Source organism: Ruegeria sp. C10 (assembly GCF_056537805.1).
In genome coordinates this window covers 655,421-676,314 of sequence record NZ_JBQFSC010000001.1, presented here as the reverse complement: position 1 = coordinate 676,314, position 20,894 = coordinate 655,421, and the positions used below count along the sequence as shown (strand labels likewise).

The following is a 20,894-nucleotide window of genomic DNA, read 5'->3' as shown; positions in this document are numbered from 1 at the left end:
GAAAGGGCGATTGGCAGATTTTTGCGCATGATTGATGGGGTGGACATGACACAAGCCGTACCAATGACAGAACTCTGGCGCGGGTCACTGTTGGAAAGCCTGCATATGGGCCATGCAGTGATCTGTGACGATAGTGGTCAGATCGTGCGCAGCTGGGGTGATCCAAACGCGGTGATCTATCCCCGTTCCTCGGCCAAAATGATCCAGGCCCTGCCGCTGATTACCTCGGGTGCGGCTGCAAAATACGGTTTGAACAGCGAGCATCTGGCTCTGGCTTGTGCCTCGCACAATGGTGCACAAATCCATACGGATCGTGTTTCCGCCTGGCTGGATCACCTCGGTCTGTCCGAGCCTGACTTGCGCTGTGGCCCGCAGGAACCGCAGGACATGGCGGCCCGCGACGGGCTGATTCTGGCTGACGATACGCCTTGCCAGATTCACAATAATTGCTCAGGCAAGCATTGCGGTTTCCTGACTTTGACGCAGCATATGGGGGCCGGGCCGGAATACTTGGAAATCGACCATCCAGTTCAGCAGGCCTGCCTGTCCGCCATCGAGGAAACCACTGGCGAGACCAGCCCAACCTATGGGATCGATGGTTGCTCCGCCCCAAATTTTGCGACGTCTCTGGTGGGACTTGCGCGATCGATGGCTTGGTTTGCCTCTGCCGCAGACCGTTCGGACCGCTCCAGCGAAGCAGCGGTACAGCTCACAGAAGCAATGGTGAAACATCCCGAACTTGTCGCAGGTGAAACTCGCGCTTGTACCGAGTTGATGCGAGCGATGAACGGGCGCGTTGCAATCAAGACAGGGGCCGAGGCCGTCTTTGTTGCCATCATCCCTGAACAGCGAATGGGCGTTGCGCTAAAAATCACTGACGGCACTACCCGCGCCAGCGAATGCGCCATCGCCGCGATTCTAGTGCATTTAGGTGTGCTAGAGGCCGATCACCCGGCCACCCGCAAATTCATGAACGCCACGCAATACAGCCGCCGCGGGTTGGAATGTGGTGTAATCAAACCCTCACCGGGATTCCCCGGCTGAGGCTTACATCTCGATCTCGTGCACCTCGGCCACTTCGACCGAGCCCGAGCCATTCACGACCATCGGGCAGCCTTTGGCCATCTCGGTTGCAGTCTCAATGCTGTCGGCCTTCACCACCGTGAAACCTGAGGCCGGATTTGATCCGCCATTGTCTTCAACCCCTCCGCTGCTGACAGTGTAGGACTGGCCTACAGGATTTCCCGGAATCTCTAATGAGTCGCCGATTTCCTGAAACCAAGCGCCCCAAGCGGCCATGGTCGCCTCGATCTCGGCGGGATCGGTTGGGGTGTGACCCCCGTGATAAACAAACAAATATTGGGGCATATCGCTCCTCCCTGATGAAAACCTATTTGCAAAGTGCTTCGAGTTTGCGCAGCGACGATGTCCAGCCTTCGTTGTGGTTCGTGGCCGACTCGGCATCGACAAGTTCACGGTGATCAACCACCAGCCGTGATCCGCTGTTGGTCGCGGTAACCGAAAAGGTCACATGGCTTTCCGCACCGCGCTGGTCCTGATCGTCATGCCAAGCCCACGTAAATCCAACAGATTTTGGTCGATCGATATGGGTAACATGACCCGAGACTTTGAACTGCTGACCCTCGCCATTCTGCATAACCGAATACCAGGGACCAATGCGCGAAAAGTCGAGATCATGTTCCGGTACATGCAACCCTTCGGGCCCCCACCACTGCAGAAGTTTCGCACCATCGCTGACCCATGCGAACAGGACCTCGGGACTAACGGGAAAATCTCGTTCCAGTTTCAGGTCGGCCATGAATTTTCCCTTTCAATAAGCTCTTCCAAACGGTCGAGGCTGCTTTCCCAGAAATGTCGTTTCGAAATCGTCCATTCGGCTATCGCGCGCAGCCCCTCGGGCTGCACCGAATACATCCGTTGCGTGCCGTGTACCCGCTGCTGCACCAACCCGGCCTCGCGCAAAACCTTCAAATGGCGCGAGATCGCGGCCCCTGACATGCCCTTGCCTTCTATCAAATTACCGACGGGCAGTTCGCCTTCGTCCATCAGTTGCTCGACAATCGAGAACCGAGTGGCATCAGACAAAGCGGAGAATGTGACCAGAAGCGTATTCATGGCTTTATTTAACACAATAGTTAAATTAAAGGAAGCCCCTTAGAGGCCTTGAAATTCTGACCTGCCATAGCCCTGTAGATACAACAACGCTGTCAGATCGCCGTGATTTATGCGGACATCACATTCGGCAGCGACCGAAGGCTTGGCGTGCAACGCGACACCCGTCCCCGCCCGACCCAACATTCCCAGATCATTCGCTCCATCGCCGACGGCAATCACGTCAACCTCGGAGATACCTAGGCGTGTTGTGATCTGCTCCAATGCCTCTATTTTGGCCTGTCGCCCAAGAATGGGCCGCTTCACGTCGCCGGTAAGCTTGCCATCCTCAGCCAGCAATGTATTCGCCCGGTTCTCATCAAACCCTAGCGCTTCGGCGACCTTAGCCGTAAAAGCCGTGAACCCACCCGACACCAGCGCTGCATAGGCCCCATTCGCGCGCATCGTGGCAAGTAGCACCTTACCACCGGGCATCAATGTGATCCGTTCATCCAGAACCTTGCCGATCACGCTTTCATCCAGCCCTTTCAATAAGCCCACACGCTCAGTCAGCGCACCTTCGAAATCCAGCTCGCCGTTCATTGCGCGCGCGGTGATGTCCTTGACCCGATCACCGACACCAGCCTCATCCGCCAGTTCATCAATGCATTCCTGTTGGATCATGGTGCTGTCCATATCGGCCAGCAGCATCTTTTTCCGGCGACCGTCGGCTTTTTGCACGACCAGGTCCACGCCCATCTGTTGCAACTCGTCCCAGACGTCCCAGCGATTGTCGGGAGTTTCTGGCAGGGAAAACTCGGCCGCCTCATCGAGGCTCAGCCAGTTCGCATCACCCCCGCCCCATGCATTCCGCAACGACTCAACCAGCGTCGCCTCTAAAGAAGGGGCCGCAGGGTTGGTCAGCAGAGTAGCTACATACATGTCAGGCCTCCGATTAGCGCACCTGCGGGATATCGCAGGTGCAGCATTTTCACCAGAGGCAGATTGATCTAACCGAGAATACCAGGCAGGCGCAGCCCATGTTCGAGGGCGCAGTCCTTGGCGATCTCATACCCCGCATCTGCGTGACGCCAGACGCCTGAGGCAGGGTCGTTCCACAGAACGCGCTCCAATCGCCGCGCGGCATCATCGGTCCCATCGGCGCAGATCACAACACCCGCGTGCTGACTAAAGCCCATGCCCACGCCGCCGCCATGATGCAGCGAGACCCAGGTCGCACCGCTGGCCGTATTGATCAGAGCGTTCAACAGCGGCCAATCCGACACTGCGTCCGAGCCGTCCAGCATCGCCTCGGTCTCGCGGTTCGGGCTGGCGACCGAGCCCGAGTCCAGATGGTCTCGGCCAATGACAACCGGCGCTTTCAACTCACCATTGGCCACCATTTCGTTGAACGCCAACCCAGCGCGATGACGATCGCCAAGGCCGATCCAGCATATACGTGCGGGCAGACCCTGAAACGCAATGCGTTCCTGCGCCATATCCAGCCAACGATGCAGATGCTCGTTCTCAGGGAACAGCTCCTTCATCTTGGCGTCGGTCTTGTAGATATCCTCGGGGTCACCCGACAATGCACACCAGCGGAACGGGCCGATGCCCTTGCAGAACAGCGGCCGGATATAGGCGGGCACAAAGCCGGGGAAGGCAAAGGCATTCTCCAAGCCTTCATCCTGCGCCACCTGACGGATGTTGTTGCCGTAATCCAACGTCGGAACGCCCGCGTTCCAGAAATCGACCATTGCAGCGACATGCTGTTTCATTGAGGCACGGGCGGCCTTTTCAACCGCTTTAGGATCAGTTTCGCGCTTGTCCTTCCACTGCGCCATGCTCCAGCCAATCGGCAGATACCCATTGATCGGGTCATGGGCGCTGGTTTGGTCAGTGACGATATCGGGGCGCATGCCACCGGCCTGCATCCGCGCATAAATTTCGGGGAACACCTCAGCCGCATTGCCTAGCAGACCCACAGATTTCGCCTCGCCCGCCTTGGTCCAGCGGTCGATCATCTCAAGCGCTTCGTCGAGAGTCTCGGCTTTTTCGTCCAGATACTTGGTGCGCAGGCGGAAATCGATAGAATCCGGATTGCACTCGACCGCCAAACAACTGGCCCCGGCGAACACTGCCGCCAGAGGCTGTGCGCCACCCATGCCGCCCAGACCGCCGGTCAGAATCCACTTGCCAGTCAAGTCGCCGCCATAATGCTGACGGCCAGCCTCGGCAAAGGTTTCGTAGGTGCCCTGTACGATGCCCTGCGTACCGATATAGATCCACGAACCGGCCGTCATCTGGCCGTACATCATCAGCCCCTTCTTATCGAGCTCGTTGAAGTGATCCCAGTTGGCCCAGTGCGGCACGATGTTTGAGTTGGCGATTAGAACCCGAGGCGCATCCTTATGGGTGCGGATGATCGCCACCGGTTTGCCCGACTGGACGATCAGGGTTTCATCCTCTTCCAGATCTTTCAGCCCCGCGACGATCCGGTCGAAATCGTTCCATGTCCGCGCCGCGCGACCGATGCCGCCATAAACCACCAGCTCGTGCGGGTTTTCGGCCACATCCGGATGCAGGTTGTTCATCATCATCCGCAACGGCGCTTCGGTCACCCAGCTTTTTGCGTTCAGTTCGGGGCCGGTGGGCGGATAGATATCGCGGGTATTCTTGCGAGGATCGGTCATGTCAAAGCTCCAATGCAGTGTCTTGGATGGCGTCGAGAATATCCACCAACCAGCGACGCAGGCGCTTGGCTTTCGCCTCGTCAAACGCCCACGGAGGGGTTTCGGCGGACAGATAGGTAGATTGCGCCAGCTCCATCTGGATCGCGTGTTGGCCTTCATCAGGACGGCCATAGTGGCGGGTCGTCCAACCCCCTCGGAATCGCCCGTTCAGGACGGTGCTGTAAGGGGAGGAATGCGAAAATTCATAGGCCGCGGCCTCAATGCCGGGGGCACAGGTCGCGCCACCATCCGTGCCGATGTTCATATCCGGCAGGGTGCCTTCAAAGAGGAACGGAATCTTGCTTCGGATCGAGTGGCAGTCAAACAGGATCGCAACACCGTGTATTGCCCGCACCCTTTCAAGCTCTTGCTCAAGCGCGTTGTGATAGGGCGCGTGGTAGGCGGTTCGACGTACCTCGATCTCATCGACTGAGGGCTCCTGCCCCTCGGTCCAGATCGGCTGACCGTCAAAATCGGTCAACGGCACCAGAGTTGTTGTGTTCTGCCCAGGATACAATGATACGCCCGCAGGGTCTCGATTAGCGTCAATGACATAGCGGTGGATATGGGATTGCACGACCGTCGCGTTGGCAACGAGCCCATCGTAGAGCTGATTGATATGCCAATCCGTATCCGCCAGCGCCTGCCCATTCGCATTCAGTCGCGCAGCAATGTCGTCGGGCACATACGTGCCGCCATGCGGCTGTCCCAGCACGATGGGCCCATCGCCACGCTGAACACTGAAAACCTGCATCACGACAGCTCCGGCATGGGCATTGCAGCTGCCTGCAAAATAGTTCCGCTTTCGACTAGGGACTTCGCGGTTTCCAATTCAGGCGCCAGATAGCGATCATCGCCAAGCGACGGGATATCGTCGCGCAAACGCCCAACCACGCTGGTTAGCGCTTTGCTGGTCGCAAGAGGTGCGCGGAACTCGATGCCTTGCGCGGCGCAGAGCAGTTCGATCCCCAGAATATAGTTCAAATTATCAACCATCCGGCCTAAACGCCGCGCCCCGTGGGCAGCCATCGAGACGTGGTCTTCTTGATTGGCCGATGTAGGTGTGCTGTCGGTCACACATGGGTTGGCCAGATGTTTGTTCTCGCTCATCAACGCAGCCGTCGTGACCTCGGCGATCATCAGACCCGAGTTAAGCCCCGGCTCGGGCGTCAGGAAGGGCGGCAGATCAAAGCTAAGCGCCGGGTCGACCATTAATGCGATCCGACGCTGTGCGATCGCCCCGATCTCTGACAGGGCCAAAGCAATCATATCGGCGGCAAAGCCTACCGGCTCGGCGTGGAAATTCCCGCCCGAAACGATTGCATCCGGATCGGTCAGAACCAGCGGATTATCAGTGGCCGCGTTGGCCTCAGTTACAAGAGTTGCGGACGCCTGCCGGATCACATCCATCGCTGCGCCGGTCACCTGTGGTTGGCATCGGATGCAATATGGATCCTGCACTCGCGTATCCCCATCACGGTGACTTTCGCGGATCTCAGAGCCCTCCAGAGTGGCCCGCATCGCCGCCGCCGCTTCGATCTGCCCACGATGCCCGCGCAACGCGTGAATCTCGGGTTGCAGAGGGGCGGTGGATCCCATGATCGCATCAGTTGAAGCCGCCGAAATCACCAGCGCATTTTGTGCTGAACGCCAACCTTCGAACAATCCGGCCAGAGCAAAGGCAGTCGAAAATTGCGTCCCGTTGATGAACGCAAGGCCCTCCTTTGGACCAAGTTGAATCGGCTCTAGCCCAGCTGTTTTCAGAGCCTCTGCACCCGGCATAACAACACCGTTCACCTCTGCCTCGCCCTCACCGATCACCACAGCGGTCATATGGGCCAGCGGCGCAAGATCGCCAGACGCGCCGACCGAACCCTGTGCCGGGATCACAGGTGTCACACCACACGCCAGCATCTGTTGCAGCAATTCGACAAGTTCCCAGCGGACACCCGAAGCACCTCGGCCGAATGACAGCAACTTCAGTGACATCATCAGCCGCGCCAGACGACGCGGCACTGCCGGACCCACCCCGCAACAATGGCTGAGGATCAGGTTGCGCTGCAGGGTTGAGGTATCTTTGGCCGCAATCTTGTGACTCGCCAGTTTGCCAAAGCCGGTGTTGACGCCATAGACGGGCTCGGTCCCTTCGGCAGCCTGCGCAATGCGGGCAGCAGCGACCTCAACCTTGGGTTGGCAGGTGGCGTCCAGCGAAATGGCGGCTTCGGTCCAGTAGATCTGGGCAAGCTGTTCCAGCGAAACCTGACCGGGGACAAGCAACAGAGGTGTCATTCCAGACCTCCAAAAATACGTTTATGCAGAGGGTTGAAACCGATGCGATAGGACAGTTCTGCAGGGTGAGTAGCATCCCAGACGGCCAGATCAGCGCGCAATCCGGGCGCGATCACGCCGGTATCATCCAGACCCAAAGCACGGGCCGCGACGCGGGTAACACCTGCCAATGCTTCCTCAGGCGTCATGCGAAACAAAGTGCACCCCATGTTCATTGTTAGCAGCAGAGAAGTCAGGGGTGAGGACCCCGGATTGCAATCGGTCGCCAGTGCCATGGGAACATTCTTCTGGCGCAACAATTCAATCGGCGGAGCTTGCGTTTCATGCAGCGTATAAAACGCGCCGGGCAGCAGGACCGCGACCGTTCCGGCCCCAGCCATGGCGGTAACGCCGTCGGCGTCCAGATATTCGATATGATCAGCGGATAGCGCTCCGTAAGCTGCCGCCAGCTTAGCCCCACCTAGATTTGAAAGTTGCTCAGCATGCAGCTTCACCGGTAGGCCAAGCTCTTGCGCGACAACAAAAACCCGTTCGATCTGTGTGGGATCAAATGCAATGCCTTCGCAGAACCCATCGACCGCGTCCACCAGCCCTTCGGCATGAGCCGCGCGCAGTGTCGGAATGCAGACCTCGTCAATATAGGCGTCATCCCGACCCGCATATTCTGGCGGAACGGCATGTGCGCCAAGAAAACTGGTGTTGACCCGAATAGGGCGCTCCCGCGCAATACGGCGCGCCGCGCGCAACATACGCAGTTCGGTTTCGGTATCGAGCCCATAACCCGACTTCACCTCGATGCAGGACACACCTTCGGCCAGCAATGCGTCCACGCGCGAAAGCGCGCCTGCAAGCAGCTCTTCTTCTGTTGCTGCCCGCGTGCCGTTTACGGTCGACAGGATGCCTCCACCCGCGCGGGCAATTTCTTCGTAGGTCGCGCCCTTCAGGCGCATTTCGAACTCAACCGCGCGGTTGCCGCCAAACACAACATGAGTATGAGCATCAATCAGAGCAGGCGTGATCAAGCGGTCACCATAGTCGTTCTGCGGCCACTCGGCATATGACGGCGGCATTGCCGACCGAGCGCCAACCCAAACGATTTCCGACCCATCGATGGCAATCGCACCATCCTCGATCATCCCATAGGGTTGGTCGCCCCCCATGGTGGCTACATGTTTGCTACGAAGAACAGTTTTTTTCGTCATGGCGATTCTTTTGGGCTCCCCCTGCGCTTGTTTTTTTCGTATACGGCTAAAAATATAAAGTCTACACAAAATGGAATTACGATGACGGTTCATGCCAAAACGGCCCTGTTAGGCTCTGAGTGGGTGCACAACCTACGAGTCGAAATCGAAGACGGTCGGATCGCTGCGCTGAAATCAGGGACCGAGCCAAAACCCGAAGACACTCGGGTCGACGTGTTGCTGCCCGCTTTGGCGAACCTGCACAGCCATGCCTTTCAACGCGCCATGGCGGGCATGACCGAAACGCGCGTAGCAGGGCGCGAAAGCTTCTGGACCTGGCGTACCTTGATGTACCGATTTCTGGACCGCCTCACTCCTGCACAGATCGAGTCCATTGCCGCATTGGTCTATATGGAGATGCAGGAGGCCGGGTATGCTGCGGTCGGGGAATTCCACTACGTCCACCACCAACCCGGCGGCACGCCTTATGCGCAGTTGTCTGAGCTGAGTCAGCGCATCTTCTCGGCGGCCAGCCAAACCGGGATTGGATTGACACATCTACCGGTGCTCTACACCTATGGCGGCGTCGCGCAAGAGCCTCTAACCGGCGGTCAATTGCGGTTCGGCAATGAGGTGGAAAGGTTCCTGCAGCTTGTCGAGGACTGTAAGCCGCTGATGCCTTATGCAGACAGCCAGATCGGCATCGCACCGCACTCTCTGCGTGCGACCTCGCCTGATGACCTACGGCAAGTGCTGAACGCTACCCCGCGAGGCCCTGTGCACATCCACATCTCTGAACAAGAGAAGGAGGTCACGGATGTAGAAGCCGCTCTGGGTCAACGACCGGTAGATTGGCTGCTGAGCAACGTGGATGTGAACGAACGATGGTGCCTGATCCATGCAACTCATATGACAGACGATGAAACCCGCGCTCTTGCCCGATCCGGGGCTGTGGCCGGTCTGTGCCCGATCACAGAGGCCAATCTGGGGGATGGTATTTTCAATGGTGCCGTCTACAACGAGCAGGGCGGTGCCTTTGGTGTCGGTTCAGACTCGAATGTGCGTATTTCACTGCCCGAGGAATTGCGTACGCTGGAGTATTCTCAACGTCTGCGCGACAAGGCCCGCACTGTGCTGGTACGTGGCGAAGGCTCGGTCGGTCAAACGCTGTATACCGGAGCCGCCCGCGGTGGCGCACAGGCGCTGGGGCGCGACGCCGGAGAGATCGCAATAGGTCATCTGGCCGATCTGGTTGCGATCGATCGAAGTCACCCCACTCTGTGTACTTTGCGCGACGATCAATTGATTGACGGCCTGAGCTTTGCCGCGCCTGACGGAACAGTGACCGACCTTTGGTCTGCCGGGCGACATCAGGTGCGCGGCGGGCGCCATATCGCCCGCGATGCGATCCTGAACAATTATCGTGCCGCGATAAATGACCTTTTGGAAGACATCTGAACTGATATGACCCAAACCAGCGACACAACCAGCTACAAAGACATTAAGCAAACCGTCCTGCGCCGCATCCGCTCGGGCGAGTTGCAGCCCGACGCTCTGCTTCCCAATGAGCAAGAATTAGCGGTCGAGTTTTCGTGCACCCGCACCACAGTCAACAGAGCACTGCGGGAACTGGCGGATGAAGGGTTTCTTGAACGGCGCCGAAAGGCAGGCACCCGGGTTCTTAGCGCACCGCAGCGACAGGCGCGTTTCACAATTCCACTGGTCCGAGATGAAATCGAAGCGGCGGGCGGAACCTATCGCTACGCTCTTGTGTCATGTGAAACGCAGATCGCCCCAGACTGGCTGGCGGCCCGGTTAGCCCTACGTGCTGATCAAAGTGTGATGCACGTGCGATGCATGCATTTCTCCGGCAATTCGCCGTTTCAGTTCGAAGACCGCTGGATCGTGATAGACAGCGTACCTCAGGTCACGCAGGCAGATTTCTCTAGCGTCGGACCTAATGACTGGCTGGTGCAAACTGTCCCGTTCACCAATGTCGAGTTGACCTTTCTGGCCAGCCGCGCCGATACCACTTTGGCCGGTTTTCTGGACGTTCCCGAGGGTGAACCCGTTTTTACTGCCGAGCGTATCACATGGCTGCAGGGTCAGCCGGTAACGTTTGCCAAGATGTATTTTGCAGCCGGATATCGGATGACAACCGAGTTCTGATTGTCCGGGCTTTACGCTTCCCCAATTCCACGACAGATTTGCTGCAGAATGTGCGCGTCTGCTGGAAAGGATATCGGGATGGGCAATCCGCTTTATGATCGTTTGCTGGGCATCCATGCAGGCAAGGATACGCCATTTTTGCGCCTTCCGGATGGTCAGACTCTAACCCATGCCGCGTTTCTGGACACGGCGGCCCGTCTGGCGAACGCCCTGACTGGTCTTGAGCTGGAACCGGGTGATCGCGTGGCTGTGCAGGTAGAGAAGTCCGCCGAAGCACTGGCGCTTTATGCTGCCTGCGCGCAAGCCGGGCTGATCTTTCTTCCGCTGAACACTGGCTATACGACGCTAGAGCTGAGCTATTTCATAGAAAACAGCGGCGCTTCACTAGTGGTGTGCGATGAGGCAAACGAGGCAGGGCTTGCCGAGATCGTGCAAAAGAACAATGCCCGGCTTGAAACGCTGAACGCCGACGGTTCAGGCAGCCTGATGCGACGCGCCCTAGGCATGCTTCCGGCCTTTCAGCCGGCCCACCGATCAGAAGATGATCTGGCTGCGTTTCTATATACTTCAGGCACGACGGGGCGTTCGAAAGGGGCAATGCTGACGCAGGCGAATCTGCTGTCGAACGCGGAGACCCTTGTGCAGGAATGGCGATTCACAGATGATGACGTGCTGTTGCACGCGCTGCCGATCTTTCACACGCATGGACTGTTTGTTGCGACAAATGTCGTACTCGCATCGGGCGGGTCGATGATATTTCTGCCGAAGTTCGACCTGGAAGATATGTTACGCCTGATGCCACAGGCAACGGCGATGATGGGGGTGCCGACGTTTTACACCCGCCTGCTAAGCGACGACCGCTTCGCCCAAGATCTGACTCAGGATATGCGGCTGTTCATCTCAGGTTCAGCGCCTTTGCTGGCAGATACCCACGTTGAATTTGAAGACCGTACAGGTCATCGCATTCTGGAACGCTATGGCATGACCGAGACGAACATGAACACTTCTAACCCCTATGACGGCGAACGCCGGGCGGGAACGGTCGGGTTTCCCCTGCCGGATGTTGAACTGAAGGTCACAGACCCCAAAACAGGTCAAACCCTAGCAGATGGTGAGATCGGCATCATCGAGGTGCGCGGTCCCAATGTGTTTCAGGGCTACTGGCAAATGCCCGACAAAACCGCCGCAGAACTGCGTGAAGACGGGTTCTTCATCACTGGCGATCTGGGTCGGATCGACGAGGACGGCTATGTCCATATCGTCGGGCGCGAGAAAGACCTGATCATCTCGGGCGGGTATAATATCTACCCCAAAGAGATCGAGCTGCTGCTAGACGAGCAACCCGGCGTGCTGGAAAGCGCGGTAATTGGCGTCCCGCATCCGGATTTCGGAGAAACCCCGGTTGGCATTCTGGTTCCTGCCCCCTGTCACACGCCAGATATCGAGGCCATCATGGGTGCGGTTCGGGACGCGCTCGCCAGGTTCAAACATCCCCGCCAGTTGATCTTGCTGGACGAGCTCCCCCGCAACACAATGGGCAAGGTGCAAAAGAACATCCTGCGTGACCGCTGCAAAGACCTTTTCACCAAGACCTGATATTCAAGGCAAAAGCGCAACGCGACCCTTGTCCGTCAACAACCAGCAATCCTGTCCTTCGAACACCGCAACGCCAACCGGGCGGCCATACCCTGCGCCGCTATCCAGGTTGATGCGATTGCCGTAATGCGTTGATTGATCCACCGGCGTATGCCCATGGACGATCAGTTTCGGATGCGGACCTCGGTGGTTGTGAAAGGTTTGCCTGATCCAGACCAGATCATTTTCCCGTTGTTCGTTCAGCGGAATACCGGGCCGAATGCCCGCATGGACAAAAGCAATCTCGCGCGTTTGATGCATGGCGATGAGCCCTTGCAGAAATATCCGATGCGCATCGGGAACCGCACCCCGCGCTGTTGAATGCAGATCCTCGAGCCGTGTCTGCTGATCAAAGAACACGCCATAGCTTTGTAGTGTTTCGACACCACCCAACCGCTCGTGCAGCCAATGATACCCGACCAACATATGCGGATCGTGACGCGGGACATCTTCGAGGAACCATGAAAACATCCGGTCATGGTTGCCCAGCAGAGTGATCCAGCGCTTGCCCGCATCGCGACCAGCGATCAGCCGATCCAGAACGCCCCGGCTGTCGGGGCCCCGATCAACGTAATCGCCCAGATACACGATCTCGGCATCGGGGCCGCCATCGCGTTCGATCAGCGCCAAGGAGCGCTCGAACTCATCCACGCGGCCGTGCAAATCTCCAATTGCGTAGATCGGATTGGTCATCAGCTTCCCCTCGGGCAATGGTGATTGCCGCACTTCTGGCGCAAAATCAGCACTTTGAAAAGGCGATGCCCACGCTTTGGACAAGCGCGGGCATCAATCTGTCACAGAAGTTCAACAGCGACCGTCAGGCCACGTCAAACTCCAACGGTTTGATCTGAGTAAACAGACCTGTCTCGGCGAGTTTGGCGCGCGCCTCGGCTGGTACCGGTTCATCAACATAAAGCAACGCAATCGCCTCGCCGCCGGCTTCGGATCGTCCAAGAGTAAAGTTCGCGATGTTCACATCGTTCTCGCCCATGGTCTGTCCTAAAGCACCAATGATGCCCGGCACGTCTTCGTTAGTCGTATAGAGCATATGCGCCCCGATCTCGGCATCGATATTGATGCCCTTGATCTGAATAAACCGCGGCTTGCCGTCACTGAACACCGTGCCACCGATTGAGCGTTCACGCTTTTCAGTCACCACAGTGACCTTGATATAGCCTTCGAACGCACCGGATTTGTCCTGATTGGTCGTCGAGATCTGGATGCCACGCTCTCTCGCGACAACCGGGGCCGAGACCATGTTCACCTCGGGATTGAATTTCTTCATGATTCCGGCAACGACCGAACAATTCAACGCAGCCAGATTCATGTTCGCAGCGACACCGTCATAGAGGATGTTGATTGCCTTGATCGGCTCATCCGTCATCTGACCAATGAAGCTGCCCAGATGCCCGGCCAGCTTGATCCACGGCCCCATGACCTTGGCCTCCTCTGCCGTCACACTGGGCATGTTCAGTGCGTTCTCGACCGCTCCGGTCAGCAGGTAATTCGAGATCTGCTCGGCCACTTGCAGCGCCACGTTCTCCTGCGCCTCAGTCGTGGCCGCACCCAAGTGCGGTGTGCAAACCACATTGGGTAGGTTGAACAGGGCGTTCTCCTTGGCCGGTTCCTCACTGAACACGTCAAAGGCCGCACCGGCGACATGACCCGATTGCAACGCCTCGGCCAGCGCGTCCTCGTCAACCAGACCGCCACGGGCGCAGTTGACAATGCGCACGCCTTTCTTGGTCTTGGCCAGGTTCTCACGGCTCAGGATATTGCGCGTCTGATCGGTCAGCGGCACGTGCAGAGTGATAAAGTCAGCGCGGGCCAGAAGCTCATCCAATTCGACCTTTTCCACACCCATCTGCGCGGCTTTCTCTTCGCCAAGGTAGGGATCATAGGCGACGACCTTCATCTTCAGACCCAAAGCACGCTCGCATACGATGCCACCAATGTTGCCCGCACCGATCACGCCCAGGGTCTTGTTGGTCAGCTCAATCCCCATGAACTTGGACTTTTCCCACTTGCCCGCATGGGTCGAGGTACTGGCCTCGGGGATTTGCCGCGCCACGGCAAACATCATCGCGATGGCATGCTCGGCGGTGGTGATCATGTTGCCGAAAGGTGTGTTCATCACGATCACGCCTTTTTTCGAGGCCGCATCCTTGTCGATATTGTCGGTGCCGATCCCGGCACGACCAATAACTTTTAACTTGTCTGCCTTCTCCAGAATGGTTGGCGTGACTTTGGTGGCAGAACGGATGGCGAGGCCGTCATACTGACCGATCACCTCGGCCAGTTTGTCTTTGTCCTTTCCCAGATCGGGCATGAAATCCACGTCGATGCCACGGTCGCGGAAGATTTGTACGGCGGTTTCGCTCAGCTTGTCAGAGACGAGTACTTTGGGAGCCATATTTTTGGTCCTTGAACATTGTGGAAGGTCCGGGCCGGATGCGGCCCGGTAGAAAAGGTCAGGCAGCTTCGGTTTGCGCTGCAATCTCGGCTTCAAAAGCCCATGCAAGCCAGGGCAGCATCGCCTCGATATCTGATGTCTCAACCGTGCCGCCGCACCAGATGCGCAGACCCGCAGGGGCGTCGCGATAGGCACCGATATCAAGCGCAATGTTTTCGGCCTCAAGCCGTGTGGCGACGGCTTTGGCAAAAACGGCACCATCTTGAATGCGCGTATCGGTGAACTTCAGACAGACCGACGTATTTGATTGAGTTGTCGAGTCTTCGGCCAGATTGGCGATCCAGTCATTTTGGTCGCAGAACGCATGAACCGCGCCAGCATTGGCATTCGCACGAGCAATCAGCCCCTGCAAGCCTCCGACTGAACGCGCCCAGTCCAACGCGAAAAGGTAATCCTCAACCACGAGCATTGAGGGTGTGTTGATCGTCGCGCCGGTGAATATCCCATCAATCAGCTTGCCACCTTTGGTCAGGCGGAAGATCTTCGGCAATGGCCATGACGGGGTGTAACTCTCCAAGCGCTCGACCGCGCGCGGAGACAGGATCAGTATCCCATGAGCCGCCTCTCCGCCTAGAACCTTCTGCCAGCTGAACGTTGTCACATCCAACTTGTCCCATGGCAAGTCCATCGCGAACGCAGCGGATGTCGCGTCACAGATCGTCAGACCCTGACGATCATCAGCAATCCAGTCGCCATCTGGGACCCGCACACCCGAAGTCGTTCCGTTCCATGTGAACACCACATCGTTGGCGAAATCGACGGACGCGAGATCAACGATTTGCCCGTACTCGGCGGTTTTCACTTCAGCGTCGATTTTCAGTTGCTTGATCACATCAGTCACCCAACCCGCGCCAAAGCTTTCCCAGGCCAGCATTTCAACTTTGCGCTTACCCAGCAAAGACCAAAGCGCCATCTCAACCGCACCGGTGTCCGAAGCTGGTACAATGCCGATGCGATAATCCGCTGGAATGCCTAGAATCTCTCGCGTGCCTTCAATGGCCGCCTTCAGCTTGTCCTTGCCAACCGCAGCCCGATGCGAGCGGCCCAAGGCGGCATCCGCCAGTTTGGTCAGATCAAATGTGGGGGGTTTGGCACAGGGGCCCGAGGAAAAACGCGGGTTGGCCGGCCGCGTCGCCGGTTGTTCGATAGTCATGTGTATTACCCTTCCAGATACACGCCCCTCGTTGGGGAGGGGTGTCCCACGCACAGAGGTATGGGTCGTTTGCACCTGCAGCAAGCGTAAAAGACGCTTCATCAGCGGAAAACGACACTGGAAATAGGCTCAGATCGGAACACAGGTTTCCGATGGGCGAAAACCCCCGCCAGTTGGCGGGGGTTTATTGATTAAGGTTTATTCAGCTGCGTCCATGTATTCGGTCATTGGCGGGCATGTGCAGATTAGGTTTCGGTCTCCGTATGCGTTGTCGACGCGGTTGACGGGGGACCAGTATTTGTCGACGCCCATGGAGCCCGGGGGGAAGCAGGCCTGTTCACGGGTGTAGGGGCGGTCCCAATCGCCGACCAGATCGCGCACCGTGTGGGGGGCGTTTTTCAGCGGGTTGTTTTCCGCGTCGATCTTGCCGTCGATGATGTCCTGTGCCTCGGAGCGGATGGACAGCATGGCGTCGCAGAAGCGGTCCAGCTCGTCCATGGGTTCCGATTCCGTGGGCTCGACCATCAGGGTGCCGGCCACCGGCCAGGACATGGTGGGTGCGTGGAAGCCGCTGTCCACCAGACGTTTGGCAATGTCATCGACGCTGACATGGGCCGCCTCGTCCAGCGGGCGGGTGTCGAGGATGCATTCATGCGCCACGCGACCCGTTTCCGAGGTGTAGAGGATCGGGTAGGCATCCTTGAGCCGCGCCGCGATGTAGTTGGCGTTCAGGATCGCCACCTTGGTCGCCTGCGTCAGACCCGCGCCGCCCATAAGCAGCACATAGGCCCAGCTAACCGGCAGGATGGACGGAGACCCAAAGGGCGCCGCCGAGACCGGACCCACGGCAGTGCCGTATTCCGGGTGGCCGGGCAGATGCTCGGTCAGATGCGCCTTGACGCCGATCGGACCCATGCCGGGGCCACCGCCGCCATGGGGGATGCAGAAGGTCTTGTGCAGGTTCAGGTGGCTGACGTCACCGCCGATGTCTCCGGGACGCGACAGGCCGACCATGGCGTTCATGTTGGCCCCGTCGATATAGACCTGACCGCCGTGATCATGGGTGATCTGGCAGACCTCCTGCACGGTGGTCTCGAACACGCCATGGGTCGAGGGGTAGGTGATCATGCAGGCGGCCAGATGATCGGAGTGCTTTTCAGCCTTGGCGCGGAAATCATTCAGATCAATGTTGCCATTCTCATCCGCCTGCACAGGCACAACCTGCCAGCCGACCATCTGCGCCGAGGCCGGGTTGGTGCCATGGGCCGAGGTCGGGATCAGGCAGACGTTCCGCTGCCCTTCGCCGCGGGCGAAGTGATAGTTGCGGATGGTCAAGAGGCCTGCGTACTCACCCTGCGCGCCCGAGTTGGGCTGCTGGCTGATCGCGTCATAGCCGGTGATCTGGCACAGCTTGTCGTTCAGATCGTCGATCATCTCGTGATAGCCCTGCGCCTGATCTTCGGGGCAGAACGGGTGCAGGTTGCCGAACTCGGGCCAGGTGACCGGGATCATCTCGATCGTGGCGTTCAGCTTCATGGTGCACGAGCCCAGCGGGATCATCGCCCGGTCCAGCGCCAGGTCGCGGTCGGCCAGACGGCGCATGTAGCGCGTGATCTCGGCCTCGGCCCGGTTCTTGTGGAAGATCGGGTGGGTCAGGTACTCGCTTTCGCGCAGCGCGTAATCCGGCAGGCGATAGGCCACGTTCGAGCTGTCATCCTTGCGGTCGATGCCGAAGGCCCCCCAGACCGCCTCGATGGTCTCGGGCCGGGTCTGTTCGTCCAGGCTGATGCCCACTTTCGTGTCGCCGACCTTACGCAGGTTGACGCCCCGGGCCACAGCGGCCTCCATGACCGTTTTCTGCAGATGGCCAACCTCAACCGTGATCGTGTCGAAGAACACTTCCGGCTCCACAGCAAAGCCTGCCTCTTCCAGACCGGCGGCCAAACGCGAGGTCTTGCGGTGCACCGATTGCGCGATGGCCTTGATGCCGTCGGGGCCGTGATACACGGCATACATCGAGGCAATCACCGCCAGCAGCGCCTGCGCAGTACAGACGTTCGAGTTGGCTTTCTCACGCCGGATGTGCTGTTCGCGGGTCTGCAGCGCCAGGCGGTAAGCCTTGTTGCCCCGGCTGTCGATGCTGACACCGATGATCCGGCCCGGCATCGAGCGCTTCAGCTTGTCGGTGGTCGCCATATACGCGGCGTGCGGGCCACCATAGCCCATCGGCACACCAAAGCGCTGGGTCGAGCCGATGGCGATATCCGCGCCCATCTCACCGGGCGACTTCAGCAGCGCCAGCGACAGGATATCGGCGGCGACGATGGCAATCGCCTTGTGTTCATGCAGGGCCGCAATCTCGGCGGTGAAGTCGCGCACATGGCCATGGGTGCCGGGGTACTGGAAGATGGCGCCAAAGACCGCGCCCGCATCCAGCGTGTCCGGATCGGCCACCTGCACCTCGATGCCCAGAGGCTCGGCGCGCGTTTTGATCACCGCGATGGTCTGCGGGTGGCAGTTCTTGTCGACAAAGAAGGCCGCGTTGTTGGCCTTGGACCGGCCACCGCGCTTGGCCATCGCCATGGCTTCCGCCGCAGCAGTCGCTTCGTCCAGCAAGGACGCGTTGGCCACGTCCAGCCCGGTCAGGTCGCTGACCATGGTCTGGAAGTTCAACAGCGCCTCAAGTCGGCCCTGGCTGATCTCGGGCTGATAAGGCGTGTAGGCCGTGTACCAGGCCGGGTTTTCCAGAATGTTGCGCAGGATCGGCGCCGGCGTGGTGGTGCCATAATAGCCCTGACCGATCAGCGAGGTCAGAACCTTGTTCTTGCTCGCCACCTCTTTCATGTGAAAGAGCGCATCGCGCTCGGTCATCGCCGGACCCCAGTCCAGCGGCTCTTTCTGCCGGATCGCGGGCGGGACGGTGGCGTCGATCAGCTCGTCCAGCGTCTTGAAGCCGATCACCTTGAGCATGTCGCGCATCTCGGTCGGGCTGGGCCCGATATGGCGGCGGTTGGCGAAGTCATAGGCTTCGTAATCGGTCAGTTTGAAGGCCATGTGTGCGCTCCTCAAGGATAGGTCAGGCCCGGCGGAGACGGCAGGAGCCTCCGGCGGAAGTATTTGGAAACAGATGAAGGGGCGGGGCCGCGCACGGACCCGCCGCCTGAGTTAACCGATGAAGGCCTTGTAGCCGGCCTCGTCCATCAGGTCTTCGAGCTGCGAGGCGTCCGCGATCTTGATCTTGTAGATCCAGGCCTCGCCTTCGGGGTCTTCGTTCAGCGCGCCGGGATTGTCGGCCAGTGCCTCGTTCACCTCGGTGATCTCGCCGTCGACCGGTGCGTAAAGCTCGGACGCCGCCTTGACGGATTCAATCACGCCGATCTCGCCGCCTTTTTCGAACTCGTCGCCTGCTTCCTGCTGTTCCACGAACACCACGTCACCCAATTGCTCGGCGGCGTGTTTGGTGATGCCCAGCGTGGCGGTGTCGCCGTCAACGCTCAGCCATTCATGCTCTTCGGAATAATAGGTTGCCATGTCTCTCTCTCCTGACTTCAACGCTTGTAATTCTGTTTGACGAAGGGCAGCGCCACGATCTCAGCCGGTTGCGGCTTGCCCCGGATGATCAGGTTCACCTTCTCGCCCGGCTCGCCATGGCCTTTGCTCACATAGCCCATCGCCACCGGTCCACCCACCGTGGGGCCAAACACGCCCGAGGTGATCTGACCGATGCTGTTGCCCTCAAGGCACCGCACTTCCACACCCTGACGCGCAGGCGCACGGCCTTCGGGCTTGATGCCCACCAGCTTGCGCGCGGGACCTTCGGCCAGTTCCTTTTGCACGCGGGCCGCGCCCGGGAAACCGCCCTCTTCCTTGCGGCGCTTTTGCATCGCCCAGCCCAGCGAGGCCTCGACCGGCGAGGTGCTCTGGTCGATGTCATTGCCATAAAGGCACAGACCTGCCTCCAGCCGCAGGCTGTCGCGCGCGCCCAGACCGGCCGGCTCGCAATCCTCATGCGCCAGAAACGCCTTGGTGATCTCGATCGCCTTGTCCTCGGGGATCGAGATCTCGTAGCCATCCTCGCCGGTATAGCCCAGCCGCGAGATACGGCACTCAACACCGTTGATATCGGCAACCGTGGTTTCCATGAACTTTAGATCCCGCGCGGCGGGGCACAGTTCGCCCACAACGTTTTCCGCCGCAGGGCCCTGAACCGCCACCAGCGCGCGGTCGAAAATCTCGATCACTTCAACGCCTTCAAGGTGCTCACGCATATGCGGAATGTCCTGATGCCGCAGCGCCGCGTTCACCACCACAAAGTAATGATCGCCCGCATTCGACACGATCAGGTCATCCATGATCCCGCCTTCTGCGTTCGTAAAGAACCCGTACCGCGCCTTGCCTTCCTTCAGCGTCGCATAGGCCTGCGGGCAAAGCGCTTCCAGCTTCTCACCCACATTCTCGCCCCGCAAAATCACCTGACCCATATGAGACACATCAAACACCGCCGCCTTCTCACGACACTGCTTATGCTCCCCCATAATCCCCAAAGGATACTGAACAGGCATCTCCCAACCCGCAAAATCAACCAACTTACCTCCCAACTCAACATGCAAAGCGTGCAAGGGAGTGCGTTTTAATTCGGTCATCAACTTAACCTTTCAATCAGCGGGACTGGTCGCGAACAACCGTGACGGTGCAATGCGCGTTGCGCACGACACGGGCCAGGTTCGGGCCAATCTCATAGTTCGGAAAATCGCCTTTGGTCGAAGCCATGACGATCAGATCAAAACCCTCTTTGTAGGCGAGCTTCAGTATCTCACGATAGACGCTGCCTTCTTCGATATGGATCGCCACATCAGATGCACCGTTGTGATCCAGTATGGCCTGCACCGCATTGCGCACGTGGTCTTTTGCGCCTGCGCCATAGTTGGCGGGCAGGTTCGGCAACTGGATGATCTCAGGAATGACGGCAATCGCGTGCAATTCGGCACTGTAGAACTTTGCTTGTTCTTGTGCGAGCGGCAGGGCGTTCTTCCACGAACGGTCGTCGGTGTGATCAATCGGCAGCAGGATTTTCGTGGCCATCACGTCTCTCCTCGAGAAATGGAATTCTGTTTGAAGCCGGGGGGCCGGGATGGCCCCCCGTATTTTCA

General features: G+C 58.8%; 19 protein-coding genes. 4 read left to right on the top strand and 15 right to left on the bottom strand.

The annotated features are described in order from the left end of the window. Positions 1 to 45 precede the first annotated feature (45 nt). The gene (locus tag ACR0DE_RS03015; protein ID WP_480751754.1) at positions 46 to 1,044 is read left to right on the top strand and encodes an asparaginase; all 999 of its coding nucleotides are present in this window, start codon (positions 46 to 48) and stop codon (positions 1,042 to 1,044) included. A gap of 3 nt (positions 1,045 to 1,047) precedes the next feature. On the opposite strand, the gene ACR0DE_RS03010 is transcribed toward ACR0DE_RS03015, so the two are convergent. The 8 genes from ACR0DE_RS03010 to hutI all read right to left on the bottom strand — a co-directional run bounded on the left by ACR0DE_RS03010 (position 1,048) and on the right by hutI (position 8,335). Beyond that, on the bottom strand, positions 1,048 to 1,368 hold the full coding sequence (locus ACR0DE_RS03010; protein WP_480751752.1) for a YciI family protein: 321 nt from the start codon (positions 1,366 to 1,368) through the stop codon (positions 1,048 to 1,050). Between the two features lie 22 nt (positions 1,369 to 1,390). Next, positions 1,391 to 1,819: an SRPBCC family protein gene (locus ACR0DE_RS03005; protein WP_170399086.1), complete on the bottom strand. Its 429-nt coding sequence runs from the start codon at positions 1,817 to 1,819 to the stop codon at positions 1,391 to 1,393. Beyond that, entirely contained in the window at positions 1,807 to 2,136 is a 330-nt protein-coding gene (locus ACR0DE_RS03000; RefSeq protein WP_170399088.1) for a metalloregulator ArsR/SmtB family transcription factor, read from the bottom strand. The genes ACR0DE_RS03005 and ACR0DE_RS03000 overlap by 13 nt, the downstream gene beginning before the upstream one ends. A gap of 39 nt (positions 2,137 to 2,175) precedes the next feature. Continuing rightward, on the bottom strand, positions 2,176 to 3,054 hold the full coding sequence (serB, locus tag ACR0DE_RS02995; RefSeq protein ID WP_480751750.1) for a phosphoserine phosphatase SerB: 879 nt from the start codon (positions 3,052 to 3,054) through the stop codon (positions 2,176 to 2,178). A 68-nt stretch (positions 3,055 to 3,122) separates the two neighbouring features. After that, positions 3,123 to 4,805, bottom strand: a complete 1,683-nt coding sequence (gene hutU / locus ACR0DE_RS02990; RefSeq protein ID WP_170818383.1) for a urocanate hydratase — start codon at positions 4,803 to 4,805, stop codon at positions 3,123 to 3,125. Position 4,806: 1 nt separating this feature from the next. Next, positions 4,807 to 5,598, bottom strand: a complete 792-nt coding sequence (hutG, locus tag ACR0DE_RS02985) for an N-formylglutamate deformylase (protein ID WP_170399094.1) — start codon at positions 5,596 to 5,598, stop codon at positions 4,807 to 4,809. Further along, positions 5,598 to 7,133: a histidine ammonia-lyase gene (gene hutH / locus ACR0DE_RS02980; protein WP_480751747.1), complete on the bottom strand. Its 1,536-nt coding sequence runs from the start codon at positions 7,131 to 7,133 to the stop codon at positions 5,598 to 5,600. The genes hutG and hutH overlap by 1 nt, the downstream gene beginning before the upstream one ends. After that, positions 7,130 to 8,335, bottom strand: a complete 1,206-nt coding sequence (gene hutI / locus ACR0DE_RS02975) for an imidazolonepropionase (protein ID WP_480751745.1) — start codon at positions 8,333 to 8,335, stop codon at positions 7,130 to 7,132. The genes hutH and hutI overlap by 4 nt, the downstream gene beginning before the upstream one ends. Positions 8,336 to 8,416: 81 nt before the next feature. On the opposite strand from hutI, the gene ACR0DE_RS02970 reads away from it, so the two are divergent. The 3 genes from ACR0DE_RS02970 to ACR0DE_RS02960 all read left to right on the top strand — a co-directional run bounded on the left by ACR0DE_RS02970 (position 8,417) and on the right by ACR0DE_RS02960 (position 12,079). Beyond that, a complete protein-coding gene (locus ACR0DE_RS02970; protein ID WP_480751743.1) occupies positions 8,417 to 9,772 on the top strand; it encodes a formimidoylglutamate deiminase in 1,356 nt (451 codons plus the stop codon). Between the two features lie 6 nt (positions 9,773 to 9,778). Next, on the top strand, positions 9,779 to 10,483 hold the full coding sequence (locus ACR0DE_RS02965) for a GntR family transcriptional regulator (protein WP_170399103.1): 705 nt from the start codon (positions 9,779 to 9,781) through the stop codon (positions 10,481 to 10,483). A gap of 78 nt (positions 10,484 to 10,561) precedes the next feature. Next, on the top strand, positions 10,562 to 12,079 hold the full coding sequence (locus tag ACR0DE_RS02960; RefSeq protein WP_480751741.1) for a malonate--CoA ligase: 1,518 nt from the start codon (positions 10,562 to 10,564) through the stop codon (positions 12,077 to 12,079). Between the two features lie 3 nt (positions 12,080 to 12,082). Here the strand turns inward: ACR0DE_RS02960 and ACR0DE_RS02955 are convergent, their stop codons facing one another. The 7 genes from ACR0DE_RS02955 to ACR0DE_RS02925 all read right to left on the bottom strand — a co-directional run bounded on the left by ACR0DE_RS02955 (position 12,083) and on the right by ACR0DE_RS02925 (position 20,826). Further along, the gene (locus ACR0DE_RS02955; RefSeq protein ID WP_170596724.1) at positions 12,083 to 12,811 is read right to left on the bottom strand and encodes a metallophosphoesterase family protein; all 729 of its coding nucleotides are present in this window, start codon (positions 12,809 to 12,811) and stop codon (positions 12,083 to 12,085) included. A gap of 124 nt (positions 12,812 to 12,935) precedes the next feature. Continuing rightward, positions 12,936 to 14,531, bottom strand: coding sequence for a phosphoglycerate dehydrogenase (gene serA / locus ACR0DE_RS02950; RefSeq protein ID WP_170399107.1), 1,596 nt, complete (start codon positions 14,529 to 14,531; stop codon positions 12,936 to 12,938). 58 nt (positions 14,532 to 14,589) lie between these two features. Continuing rightward, positions 14,590 to 15,744 (bottom strand): phosphoserine transaminase, encoded by a 1,155-nt coding sequence (locus ACR0DE_RS02945; RefSeq protein WP_480751737.1) that lies wholly within the window; start codon positions 15,742 to 15,744, stop codon positions 14,590 to 14,592. A 198-nt stretch (positions 15,745 to 15,942) separates the two neighbouring features. Continuing rightward, positions 15,943 to 18,798, bottom strand: coding sequence for an aminomethyl-transferring glycine dehydrogenase (gcvP, locus tag ACR0DE_RS02940; protein ID WP_170596853.1), 2,856 nt, complete (start codon positions 18,796 to 18,798; stop codon positions 15,943 to 15,945). A gap of 111 nt (positions 18,799 to 18,909) precedes the next feature. Beyond that, positions 18,910 to 19,275, bottom strand: coding sequence for a glycine cleavage system protein GcvH (gene gcvH / locus ACR0DE_RS02935; RefSeq protein ID WP_170393732.1), 366 nt, complete (start codon positions 19,273 to 19,275; stop codon positions 18,910 to 18,912). A 17-nt stretch (positions 19,276 to 19,292) separates the two neighbouring features. After that, complete coding sequence (gene gcvT, locus ACR0DE_RS02930; RefSeq protein WP_170732594.1) at positions 19,293 to 20,387, bottom strand: glycine cleavage system aminomethyltransferase GcvT; 1,095 nt, start codon at positions 20,385 to 20,387, stop codon at positions 19,293 to 19,295. 16 nt (positions 20,388 to 20,403) lie between these two features. Further along, positions 20,404 to 20,826 (bottom strand): universal stress protein, encoded by a 423-nt coding sequence (locus ACR0DE_RS02925; protein WP_170776276.1) that lies wholly within the window; start codon positions 20,824 to 20,826, stop codon positions 20,404 to 20,406. Positions 20,827 to 20,894 lie beyond the last annotated feature (68 nt).

Bases quoted from the DNA above. Each gene is read 5' to 3' on its own strand.
- ACR0DE_RS03015 (WP_480751754.1), top strand. From the start codon at position 46: ATGACACAAGCCGTACCAATGACAGAACTCTGGCGCGGGTCACTGTTG.
- ACR0DE_RS03010 (WP_480751752.1), bottom strand. From the start codon at position 1,368: ATGCCCCAATATTTGTTTGTTTATCACGGGGGTCACACCCCAACCGAT.
- ACR0DE_RS03005 (WP_170399086.1), bottom strand. From the start codon at position 1,819: ATGGCCGACCTGAAACTGGAACGAGATTTTCCCGTTAGTCCCGAGGTC.
- ACR0DE_RS03000 (WP_170399088.1), bottom strand. From the start codon at position 2,136: ATGAATACGCTTCTGGTCACATTCTCCGCTTTGTCTGATGCCACTCGG.
- serB (WP_480751750.1), bottom strand. From the start codon at position 3,054: ATGTATGTAGCTACTCTGCTGACCAACCCTGCGGCCCCTTCTTTAGAG.
- hutU (WP_170818383.1), bottom strand. From the start codon at position 4,805: ATGACCGATCCTCGCAAGAATACCCGCGATATCTATCCGCCCACCGGC.
- hutG (WP_170399094.1), bottom strand. From the start codon at position 5,598: ATGCAGGTTTTCAGTGTTCAGCGTGGCGATGGGCCCATCGTGCTGGGA.
- hutH (WP_480751747.1), bottom strand. From the start codon at position 7,133: ATGACACCTCTGTTGCTTGTCCCCGGTCAGGTTTCGCTGGAACAGCTT.
- hutI (WP_480751745.1), bottom strand. From the start codon at position 8,335: ATGACGAAAAAAACTGTTCTTCGTAGCAAACATGTAGCCACCATGGGG.
- ACR0DE_RS02970 (WP_480751743.1), top strand. From the start codon at position 8,417: ATGACGGTTCATGCCAAAACGGCCCTGTTAGGCTCTGAGTGGGTGCAC.
- ACR0DE_RS02965 (WP_170399103.1), top strand. From the start codon at position 9,779: ATGACCCAAACCAGCGACACAACCAGCTACAAAGACATTAAGCAAACC.
- ACR0DE_RS02960 (WP_480751741.1), top strand. From the start codon at position 10,562: ATGGGCAATCCGCTTTATGATCGTTTGCTGGGCATCCATGCAGGCAAG.
- ACR0DE_RS02955 (WP_170596724.1), bottom strand. From the start codon at position 12,811: ATGACCAATCCGATCTACGCAATTGGAGATTTGCACGGCCGCGTGGAT.
- serA (WP_170399107.1), bottom strand. From the start codon at position 14,531: ATGGCTCCCAAAGTACTCGTCTCTGACAAGCTGAGCGAAACCGCCGTA.
- ACR0DE_RS02945 (WP_480751737.1), bottom strand. From the start codon at position 15,744: ATGACTATCGAACAACCGGCGACGCGGCCGGCCAACCCGCGTTTTTCC.
- gcvP (WP_170596853.1), bottom strand. From the start codon at position 18,798: ATGGCCTTCAAACTGACCGATTACGAAGCCTATGACTTCGCCAACCGC.
- gcvH (WP_170393732.1), bottom strand. From the start codon at position 19,275: ATGGCAACCTATTATTCCGAAGAGCATGAATGGCTGAGCGTTGACGGC.
- gcvT (WP_170732594.1), bottom strand. From the start codon at position 20,387: ATGACCGAATTAAAACGCACTCCCTTGCACGCTTTGCATGTTGAGTTG.
- ACR0DE_RS02925 (WP_170776276.1), bottom strand. From the start codon at position 20,826: ATGGCCACGAAAATCCTGCTGCCGATTGATCACACCGACGACCGTTCG.